At 71.1% G+C, this 10,300-nt stretch carries 6 protein-coding genes; 4 read left to right on the forward strand and 2 right to left on the reverse strand.

The annotated features are described in order from the left end of the window. The first annotated feature begins 170 nt into the window (after positions 1 to 170). From nuoL to I6A60_RS20170, 4 genes are all read left to right on the forward strand, one after another. Positions 171 to 2,132 (forward strand): NADH-quinone oxidoreductase subunit L, encoded by a 1,962-nt coding sequence (nuoL, locus tag I6A60_RS20155; protein WP_203015683.1) that lies wholly within the window; start codon positions 171 to 173, stop codon positions 2,130 to 2,132. A 1-nt stretch (position 2,133) separates the two neighbouring features. Then, the gene (locus tag I6A60_RS20160; protein ID WP_203015682.1) at positions 2,134 to 3,693 is read left to right on the forward strand and encodes an NADH-quinone oxidoreductase subunit M; all 1,560 of its coding nucleotides are present in this window, start codon (positions 2,134 to 2,136) and stop codon (positions 3,691 to 3,693) included. 77 nt (positions 3,694 to 3,770) lie between these two features. Further along, positions 3,771 to 5,273 carry an NADH-quinone oxidoreductase subunit NuoN gene (gene nuoN / locus I6A60_RS20165; RefSeq protein WP_238435836.1) on the forward strand — a complete coding sequence of 501 codons (1,503 nt, stop codon included), beginning with the start codon at positions 3,771 to 3,773 and terminating at the stop codon, positions 5,271 to 5,273. 7 nt (positions 5,274 to 5,280) lie between these two features. Then, positions 5,281 to 6,282: a polyprenyl synthetase family protein gene (locus I6A60_RS20170; RefSeq protein ID WP_203015681.1), complete on the forward strand. Its 1,002-nt coding sequence runs from the start codon at positions 5,281 to 5,283 to the stop codon at positions 6,280 to 6,282. 143 nt (positions 6,283 to 6,425) lie between these two features. Here I6A60_RS20170 and I6A60_RS20175 read toward each other — a convergent pair whose 3' ends face one another. Beyond that, the gene (locus tag I6A60_RS20175) at positions 6,426 to 7,913 is read right to left on the reverse strand and encodes a hypothetical protein (RefSeq protein ID WP_203016956.1); all 1,488 of its coding nucleotides are present in this window, start codon (positions 7,911 to 7,913) and stop codon (positions 6,426 to 6,428) included. Between the two features lie 280 nt (positions 7,914 to 8,193). Further along, on the reverse strand, positions 8,194 to 9,933 hold the full coding sequence (locus I6A60_RS20180) for a hypothetical protein (RefSeq protein ID WP_203042099.1): 1,740 nt from the start codon (positions 9,931 to 9,933) through the stop codon (positions 8,194 to 8,196). Between the last annotated feature and the right edge of the window lie 367 nt (positions 9,934 to 10,300).

The following is a 10,300-nucleotide window of genomic DNA, read 5'->3' on the forward strand; positions in this document are numbered from 1 at the left end:
GCGCGCGCCAGGCCCCCGGTGTCGGCCCCATTTGCCCTGCAGAACCGACGCAGTACGGAACAACGCCGTCCTGAGCCGCTAGCGAAGAACGGACCCACTTCAGTGACGCTGCTAGCCGAAAACCCGCCGTCCGCCGACGCCGCGTCGGCGCGTCCCCTGGCCGACGCGCGATGAGCCCGGCTGCCCCGGCCCACGCTGTGCATTACGCCGCCGCGAGCGGTGCGTTCTCGCTGACCTGGCTGCTCATCGCCCTGCCGCTGGCCGGCGCCGCGATCCTGCTGCTCGGCGGCAAGCGCACCGACAAGTGGGGCCATCTGCTGGGCACGCTGGCGGCGGTGGCGAGCTTCGTCGTCGGTCTGGTGCTGTTCTTCTCGCTGCACAGCAAGGCCGGCGACCACCGTGCCGTCTCCCAGCACCTGTTCTCCTGGATTCCGGTCAACGGCTTCCAGGTCGACGTCGGTCTGCTCGTCGACCAGCTGTCCGTCGTCTTCGTGCTGCTGATCACCGGTGTGGGCTCGCTGATCCACATCTACTCGATCGGCTACATGGCGCACGACCCGGCGCGGCGGAAGTTCTTCGCCTACATGAACCTGTTCCTCGCCTCCATGCTGCTGCTGGTGCTGGGGAACAACTTCCTGGCGCTCTACGGCGGCTGGGAGCTGGTCGGCCTCTCGTCCTTCCTGCTCATCAAGTTCTGGGAGTACAAGCCGGCCGCCGCCACCGCGGCGAACAAGGCCTTCTACATGAACCGGGTCGGCGACGTCGGCCTGGCGCTGGCGATCATGTTCCTGTTCGCCACGCTCGGCTCGACGAACTACGACACGGTCTTCACCGCGGCCGCCGGGCACGTGCTGAGCTACGGCACGATCACCGCGATCGCGCTGCTGCTCCTGCTCGGCGCCTGCGGCAAGTCCGGCCAGTTCCCGCTGCAGGCCTGGCTCCCGGACGCCATGGAGGGCCCGACCCCGATCTCCGCGCTCATCCACGCGGCGACGATGGTCACGGCCGGCGTCTACCTGATCGCCCGGTCGGCCCCGATCTTCAACGAGACCCAGGCCGCTCGGACCGTCGTCCTCATCATCGGCGCGGTCACGATCATGATCGGCTGCATCATCGGCTGCGCGTACGACGACATCAAGAAGGTGCTCGCGTACTCGACGGTCAGCCAGATCGGCTACATGTTCCTGGCGGTCGGCCTCGGCCCGGCCGGCTACGCGCTGGGCATCATGCACCTGCTCGCGCACGGCTTCTTCAAGGCCGGCCTGTTCCTCGGCTCCGGCTCCGTCATCCACGCGATGGACGACGAGCAGGACATGCGGAAGTACGGCGGCCTGTGGAAGTACATGAAGGTCACCTGGGTGACGTTCGGGCTCGGCTACCTGGCCATCATCGGCTTCCCGCCGTTCTCCGGGTTCTTCACCAAGGACAAGATCATCGAGACGGCCTTCGACAAGGGCGGGACGTCGGGCTACATCCTCGGGATCGTCGCCCTGCTCGGCGCCGGCATCACCGCCTTCTACATGACCCGGCTTTTCCTCATGACGTTCCACGGCAAGCCGCGCTGGGAGCACGAGGGCGAGAAGGCCAAGCACCCGCACGAGTCGCCGTTCACGATGACCGGGCCGATGATGCTGCTGGCCGTCGGGTCGGTCTTCGCGGGTGGCCTGTTCGTCCTGGGCAGCTCGATGCAGAACTGGCTCGCCCCGGTCGTCGGTGAGCACGGCGAGGCCGACCACACGCTGAACCCGGTCGTGCTGACCCTGCTGACGCTCGTCGTCATGCTCGGCGGTGTCGCGGGCGGGCTGCTGCGCTACCAGCTGCGCCCGGTGGACGCGATCGCCAAGCCCGACGCGCAGGTCAGCCCGCTGACCGTCGCGGCCCGCCACGATCTCTACGCGAACACCTTCAACGAGGCCGCGTTCATGATCCCGGGCAACTTCCTGGTCCGGTTCCTGGTCTGGTTCGACAAGATCATCATTGATGGCGCGGTGGGTGGGACCGCCGCCGGCATCGGTGGGCTGTCCGGCCGCCTGAGGCGCACCCAGACCGGCTACGTCCGGACCTACGCACTTTCGATGTTGGGAGGCGCGATCCTCGTGATCGGGGCCCTGCTGCTGGTGAGGGCGGGCTGACATGCACACCGCCCCCTGGCTGACAATTCTGCTTGCCATCCCGCTCGTCGGCGCGGTCGTTGTCGCGCTGATCCCGAAGACCGCCAGCACGTTCGCCAAGCAGCTCACGCTGGCGCTGACGATCGTCGAGCTGGTCATCGCGGTGATCGCGACCGCCGCCTACCGGCCGAACGTCCCCGGCTTCCAGTTCAACCAGCGGTACGACTGGATCAAGCAGTTCGGGGTGTCGTACTCGGTCGGCGCCGACGGCATCTCGATCGTGCTGATCCTGCTGGCCGCGGTGCTGGTCCCCGTCGTCGTGCTGGCGAGCTGGCACGAGTGCGAGGAGGGCAAGCGCTCGGTACCGGCGTTCTTCGCCCTGCTGCTCGCGCTCCAGGCCGGCATGGTCGGCGTCTTCGCCGCCACCGACGTCTTCCTGTTCTACGTCTTCTTCGAGGCGATGCTCATCCCGATGTACTTCCTCATCGGGAGCTACGGGGCGCCCAAGGAGCAGACGCAGCGCGCGTACGCGGCGGTCAAGTTCCTGCTGTACAGCCTGTTCGGCGGCCTGCTGATGCTCGCCGCGGTGATCGGCCTGTACGTCGTCTCCGTGCACCAGCTCGGCCACGGGACGTTCGACTTCGCCACGCTGCGGCAGATGAAGATCGACCCGACCACACAGAAGTGGCTGTTCCTCGGCTTCTTCCTCGCGTTCGCGATCAAGGCGCCGCTGTTCCCGTTCCACACCTGGCTGCCGGACGCCGGCGCCCAGTCGCCGACCGGCGGCGCGGTGCTGCTGGTCGGCGTGCTCGACAAGGTCGGCACCTTCGGCCTGATCCGGTACTGCATCCCGCTGTTCCCGGACGCAGCCGACTACTTCGCCCCGCTGGTGCTGGCGCTGGCGGTGATCGGCATCTTCTACGGCGCGCTGCTCGCGATCGGGCAGCGGGACATGAAGCGGCTGGTCTCCTACACCTCGCTCGCCCACTTCGGCTTCATCGCGCTGGGCTGCTTCGCCTTCACCTCGCAGGCCGGCGTCGGCGCGGTGCTGTACATGGTCAACCACGGCCTCTCCACCGGCCTGCTGTTCCTGGTGGTCGGCTTCCTGGTGGCCCGCCGCGGCAGCCGCGACGTCGACGCCTACGGCGGCCTGGCCAAGGTGACGCCGGTGCTGGCCGGGGTGTTCCTCGTCGGCGGTCTGTCGTCGCTGGCGCTGCCGGGGCTGAACAGCTTCGTCTCCGAGTTCCTCGTCCTGGTCGGCACCTTCACCCGCTACCGGGCGCTGGCGATCGTCGCGACCTGCGGCATCGTGCTGGCCGCGATCTACGTGCTGAACCTCTACAAGCGGACGATGACCGGCCCGGTGACGCAGGAGAACTCGCTGCTCACCGACCTGTCCGTGCGTGAGAAGCTCGTCGTCGCGCCGATCATCGCGCTGATCATCGCCCTCGGGGTCTATCCCAAGCCGTTGATCGACATCATCCGCCCGTCGGTTACTGCCACGTTCACCGACGTCGGCCATCACGACCCGGCACCGACCGCCCCGGTCGCCGGCGCGAGCACCACCGGAGGCCACTCGTGAGCGCCAGCACAGCCATCACGGCCGCCGCGCCGGTGACGATCCCGCCGATCAAGATTCCGTCCATCGAGTACGTCTCGATGAGCCCCGTGCTGATCGTGCTCGGGCTCGCGTTCGTCGGCATCCTGGTCGAGGCGTTCACGACGGCCTCCACCCGGCGCAACCTGCAGCCGGTGCTTGCCTTCCTCGGCTTCCTGGTGGCCTTCATCGCCGTCTGCCTGCTGCACACGCGGCGGGCGACGCTGGTGGACGGCGCGCTGGCCATCGACGGGCCGACGCTGTTCCTGCAGGGCACGATCCTGGTGTTCGGTCTGCTGGCCGTGCTGCTCGTCGCCGAGCGGCGGCTGGACTCCACCGGCGGCGCCATCGTCGCCCAGGCCTCGGTCACACCCGGCGCGGCCGGCTCCAACGCGCTGCAGACCTCGCAGAACATGCAGACCGAGGCCTACCCGCTGATGGCGTTCTCGGTGTCCGGCATGCTGATGTTCGTCCAGTCGAACAACCTGCTGGTGATGTTCGTCGCGCTGGAGATCCTCTCGCTGCCGCTGTACCTGCTCGCGGGCCTGGCCCGCCGGCGCCGGCTGCTCTCGCAGGAGGCGGCGCTGAAGTACTTCCTGCTCGGCGCGTTCTCGTCGGCGTTCTTCCTCTACGGCCTGGCGATGATCTACGGCTACGCCAGCACCGTGAACCTCGGCGGTATCGCGACGGCGGCGAGCACCGTCGGCAAGAACGACACCTACCTGTACTTCGGGATCGGCCTGCTCGCCGTCGGGTTCTTCTTCAAGATCGGCGCCGCGCCCTTCCACTCGTGGACGCCGGACGTGTACCAGGGCTCGCCCACGCCGATCACCGCGTTCATGGCGGCCGGCACCAAGGTCGCGGCCTTCGGCGGCCTGCTGCGGGTGTTCTACGTCGCCTTCGGCGGTCTTCGCTGGGACTGGCGGCCCGTCGTCTGGTCCGTGGCGATTCTCACAATGGTTGTCGGCGCCGTTCTCGCGCTGACCCAGCGTGACATCAAGCGGATGCTCGCCTACTCGGCGATCGCGCACGCGGGCTTCCTGCTCGTCGGCCTGGCCGGCACGAACACCGACGGCCTGTCCGGTTCGATGTTCTACCTGGTCACCTACGGCTTCACCACGATCGCCGCGTTCGGCGTCGTCTCCCTGGTCAGGACGAGCGACGGCGAGGCCAGCGATCTGTCCCAGTGGCAGGGGCTCGGCCGCACGTCACCGCTGCTGGCGGGCATTTTCGCCTTCCTGCTGCTGGCGCTCGCGGGCATCCCACTGACCAGCGGCTTCACCGGCAAGTTCGCGGTCTTCCAGGCGGCGATCGCCGGCAACGCGACCGGTCTGGTCGTCATCGCCCTGGTCTGCAGCGCCATCGCGGCGTTCTTCTACGTCCGGGTGATCGTGCTGATGTTCTTCTCGAACCCGCCGGCCGATGGCCCGGTCGTGGTGACCCGGCCCACTCTCACCTACGCCACGGTCGGTGTCGGCACCCTGCTGACACTGCTCCTCGGCGTCGCGCCGCAGCCTTTGTTGGACCTCGCTAGTCACGCGGCGGCCTCAGGCTTCGTACGCTGATGGCGGTATGAGCGCAACCGGGCTGGACACCATGGGGATCAGGGCCGACCCTGATCTCGAAATCGCCGTGCGCGCGGGCCTCACGGGCGTGGAGCGCGTGCTGCGCGACGCGATCCGTAGCGAGTTCGCGTTCGTCACGGAGGCGTCACGACATCTCACCGATGCGGGCGGAAAACGATTCCGCCCCATGGTGGTGCTGCTCGCGGCGCACTTCGCCGACCCGGCCGCGCCGGAGGTGATCCAGGCCGCGGCCGCCATCGAGCTGACCCACCTGTCGACCCTGTACCACGACGACGTGATGGACGAGGCCCCGCTTCGCCGCGGGGCCGCCTCCGCGAACGCCCGATGGACGAACACGGTGGCCATCCTCGTCGGCGACTACCTGTTCGCCAGGGCCTCGGAGATCACCGCCGATCTGGGCCCGGAGGCGACCAGGATCCTCGCCCAGACGATCGCCACCCTGTGCGAGGGCCAGATCCGGGAGACCGTGGGTCCGATGCCCGACGACGACCCGGTCGAGCACTACCTGCGGGTCGTCACGGGCAAGACCGCGTCGCTGATCGCAGCCTCCGGCCGGCTCGGAGCCATGATGTCCGGCGCGGACCCCGTGACGGCCGACATCCTCGCCACGTTCGGCGAGCGCATCGGGGTCTGCTTCCAGCTCTCCGACGACATCATCGACGTCTCGTCGGCCACCGCCGACTCCGGCAAGACCCCGGGGACCGACCTGCGGGCCGGCGTCCTGACGTTGCCGGTGCTCTACACGCTGCGGGCCCAGGACAAGGGCGCCGACCGGTTGCGTGAGCTGGTGGCGGCCGGCTTCACCGCGGACCCGGCCGTCGAGGAGGCACTCGAGATCCTGCGCGGCCACGCGGGGATGGACGAGGCGCGGGCCGAGCTGCGTTCCTGGGCCACCAGCGCCCGTGGCTGCCTCGCTCCGCTCCCCGAGGGCTCGGCCCGGACGGCCCTGGAGAGCCTCACGGACTTCGTCATCGCCCGGACCGGCTGAGCGCCTCCGGCACCCACCCCTGGACAGACGGAAGGGCCCGGCTCCGAGTGATCGGAGCCGGGCCCTTCCGTGTTGCCGGTCCTGCTCACCGCCCGGCGCGACGACCCACGATGTGGGGGCCGCGCCGGGCGGTCTGGACTGTCCTAGACGAACCGGCCGATGACCGCGTGGCCGTTCGCCGGGTGGTCGGCACTGGTCACCACGAACGGGTCGGCCGAGGAGCTGGTCGTCCTGTACGTGGTGCTGGTGGCCGTGACCGACGAGCTCGGGCTCGGGCTCGGAGCCGCCGACGCGTGCGGGGTGGAACCGGAGCTGGCCGACGAGTCCGACCCCGACGGCGTAGTGGCGGAACCGCTGGGGCTCGCCGAGTCGGTCGAGCTCGGCGTGCCGGACGAGTCGGGCGACGTGGACGGGTCCGGCGAGCTCGACGGGTCTGGCGACGTCGACGGGCCCGACGAGGCGCCGCCCACGATGTTGCCCAGATCGAGGTCGCCGATCCCAAGCCAGGTCAGGGTCCCCGTGCCGATGCCGTTGGCCGGGCCGGCAGGCGACGACGCGTCGGTGCTGGCCGCGGCGTCCGGAGTGCTGGCCGTCGTCGGGTCCGAGTTCGGGTCCGCCGAGGTGACGATCGGGTTGAGCGGCCCGGCGGCGTTGACGTAGCCACCGTCGCCGTAGACCACGCCGCTGGTGAGGTCACCGTAGGTGGACGGGGACTCGGTCTCGGAGGGCGCAGGCGCGGTTGTCTGGCGGCTGCTCGTCCCGCCGCCGGGCGCGGTCGGGGTCAGACGCGGCCCGTCGGCCATCGTCCCGCCACCCGCGGAGGCGACGTCGGTGGACTCACTCGTGGGCCACTGGCCCGTGGCCGTACCGCCCCCGCCGGGCTTGATCGTGAGCGAGCCGGTGTCGGTCGCCATGACGGCGGTGCCGACGAGCGCCGACAGCCCGGCGAGCGACGCGGTGCTGGCGATCGCCAGCCGAGCCCGGGCGCTGCCCGGACGACCGGCCGGTGCCCGGTGCGCTCCAGGAGCCCGCTGACCGCCGTCGGGCCGCTCCGCGCGCTCGACCCGAGGCCGAGCGCCGCCAGGCGTCGCACGGTTGCCGGGAGCCGTGCGGCTTCCCCCAGCGCGCGCGGCACCCGCGCGGGACTCGATCACGGTCCCGCCGGCGTGGTCGGCCGAAGCCGTCCGGCCGGCATCGCGCGCCGAGAGCGTCGCGGCCCACGACCGCGACGCGATCCGGTCCTCGTACTCCGGGTAGGCGTCGTAGTCCGAGTACCCGCCGCCAGAGCCGGGATAGCCACCGGTGGTCCGGTAGCGGTCCTGGTAGTCATCGTCGTAGCCGTAACCGGGCTCGACGTAGCCCTGGCCCGACGAAGCGTGGTACTGCTGCTCTTGGGCCGCGACCGCCTCGATGCGCCGGAGCGTGCCCGGCGTCGACGGTGGGCCCGATCTCGGGTCGAACTCGCCGGGCGGCGGCACGGGCGGCGCTGGAATCCGCGCCGACGGTACGGCCGGCCGATAGGCCTCCGCGACCGCGGCGACGTGGCCGCGGACGGGCGGCCAGCCGTCCTCTGCCGGGTAGGCCTCGTAATCGTCACGAGGCCGCCGGTCGGTGAAGTAAGAGCTACCCACGTCGACTCCCGGCTGGTGCCAGGCCACGGGCGGGCGGGTTGCTACGCCCGGCAGCCTCGTGGTGTCGGAAGTTGTGACCGTGCACGGAGCCTCCGGCTTGGTTCGGTGTGTGACCCCCCCGGGCAACACCGCACGTACCCCCACGCGCACTCATGACCATACCGGACATCGATCACGAATCCACACCCACCCCCCGTCATGGGCCGCCGACCATCCGCATAACGGCGGCACAATCCGGCCGGCCACCAACCCCGGCCACCGACCGGCCCGGGCGGGAGGCTCAGGTGTGGGCGGCGACGGGCGGGGTGGCCGGCGTCGGGGCCACCGGCGTGAGGACCAGCTGGCCCGTCCCGGCCGCGCCGCTGCCCGCCGTGCCCACGGCGGCGCCGAGCGCACCGCCCGGCGACATGGAGGACGTGCCGGGAGGGGCGCTGCGGGTCAGCGCGAAGACCGGGAACGGGTAGGACTTCGCAGACCCCTGCGCGCCGCCGACCGCGAAGGTGGGGGTCGCGCTCGCGGTGGTCGCGTCTCCGCCGTCGACGAGGCGCAGCACCAGGGCGGTGGCGACCGCGACGATCACGACCCCGAGGGCCGCGACCACGGCGAGCTGACGGCGACGCCGCAACCGGGCCCGGCGGACGCCGTGCTTCGCGGGCGGAGCGCTAGCCGGGGCCTTCTCGCCGTCGGCGGCGGGCAGGACGGCGGTCGACGAGGCCGCCACGGGCTTCGTGATCCGACGTTGCGTCGTCTGGGGACGAGGCGCACCGGCCGCCAGCGACTCGCGGAAGGCCGTGATCGGGATGGCGCTGGTGTCGGAGGGCGCGAAGCCACCGCTGGCGACGTCGGTCGGCGGCGGCTGGTAGTAGGGCGCGAAGACGTCCGGCGCGGCTGGCTGGACCAGGCCGGGGAACGGCCCGGCCTCCGCCGGCGGCTGCGGGTAACGGGCCTGCTGGACGTCGCTCGCCGGCTGCCGCGGGTCGACCGGGGGCTGGTACTGGCCCAGGTGGCCGGGATAGAGGGCGTCCTGGCCGTAGGCGCCGAGCGTCAGCGGGTCCTGGTAGGGCGCCGCAGGGAACGTCCCGGCCTGGTAGAGCGGCGTCGGGTACTGGCCAGTCGGGTACTGGCCCACCGGATACTGGGCCGTCGGGTACTGGCCTGCCGGGTACTGGGTCGTGGGGGGCTGGCCCGGCGCGGCGGGCTGGTCGAGCGGGTACTGGGGCGTCGAGTACGGGGGCTGCGCGTACTGCTCGGTCGCCGGGTACTGGGCTTCCGGGTACTGATCGACCGGGTAGCCAGCCGCCGGATACTGAGCCGGGTAGCCAGCAGTCGGGTACTGAGTCGTCGGGTACTGGGCCGTCGGATACTGGGCCGGCGGGGGCTGGCCCGGCGCGGGCGGCAGCGACTCGCGGAACGCGGTGATCGGGATGGCGCTGGTCGCGTCGGTCGGCACGAACCCGCCGCCGGCGTCGGTCGGCGGCGGGTAGGCCGGCGGCTGCGGGTACCCGCCGGGATAGGCCGGGTTCGCGAGAGGCTGGTCCCAGGGTGAAGGCTGGGCCGGCTGCCGCCAGGGTGACGCCACCGGAGCGGCTGGCGGCGGTTCCGCCGACGGCGGGCCGTAGCCGGGTTCCGGCTGCGCGAACCAGTTCGCCCAGTTCTCGCCCGTCGGCGGCCCGGTCGGCCCGCCGGGAGGCGGCGCGCCGCCCGGCGGATAGGGCGGCTGCGTGCCGGCGGGCAGGTAACCGCGCGGCCCGGCGGACTGGTACGGATACTGCTGGCCGCCGGGGCCCGCGGACATCGACGGGTCATCCGCCGGATCGCGGTACGGCGTCTGCAGGTACAACGGGCCGAGCGGGATCGGACTGGTGTCGCTGGGCGAGAAGCCGCCGTCGACCTCGGTGGGCGGCAGTGGCGGGTAGGGGAACCCGTAGCCACCGGTCTGCTGGGCCTGGGCCGGCCAGCGCGGGTCGGGCTCGTGGCCGGCGTCGCCCGGGCCAGCGGGCTCGGCCGGGTTGCCATCCATCGCCGGAAGAGCCTCCGCGTGCCGGGAGCGTCGAACAGATCGTCAACGCCCGGGGATTTGGGGCGGGGGACTCGGTTCGGGTGCTCCGGCGGAGCCCAGACGTTTTTCCCACCTAACCCGTTGCGTCTGGAACGGGCCTGACTCTGACCTTACTGCCAGCCATCGGGCCGGACCCGGACGGGGCGGAAGAGTTGTGTGGGACGGGCGTGGGGGAGTTCACCCGGCCGCGCCGCGTCGGGGCCTGGTTGTCGGGCCGGGCCGGAAAGACCAGCAGGGCTCGCACCCCTTCCGGGGGTGCGAGCTGTCTGTTTTACACCTCTCCGCGCCCCCGAGACAGGCAGAAATGTGGGTTTGCGGGGTGGGGTTG

The organism is Frankia sp. AgB1.9 (assembly GCF_016786355.1).
In the GTDB taxonomy this organism is placed as follows: domain Bacteria; phylum Actinomycetota; class Actinomycetes; order Frankiales; family Frankiaceae; genus Pseudofrankia.

What these genes read in the sequence shown, in the direction of transcription:
- nuoL (WP_203015683.1), top strand. Translation starts at nt 171, where the DNA reads ATGAGCCCGGCTGCCCCGGCCCACGCTGTGCATTACGCCGCCGCGAGC.
- I6A60_RS20160 (WP_203015682.1), top strand. Translation starts at nt 2,134, where the DNA reads ATGCACACCGCCCCCTGGCTGACAATTCTGCTTGCCATCCCGCTCGTC.
- nuoN (WP_238435836.1), top strand. Translation starts at nt 3,771, where the DNA reads ATGAGCCCCGTGCTGATCGTGCTCGGGCTCGCGTTCGTCGGCATCCTG.
- I6A60_RS20170 (WP_203015681.1), top strand. Translation starts at nt 5,281, where the DNA reads ATGAGCGCAACCGGGCTGGACACCATGGGGATCAGGGCCGACCCTGAT.
- I6A60_RS20180 (WP_203042099.1), bottom strand. Translation starts at nt 9,933, where the DNA reads ATGGATGGCAACCCGGCCGAGCCCGCTGGCCCGGGCGACGCCGGCCAC.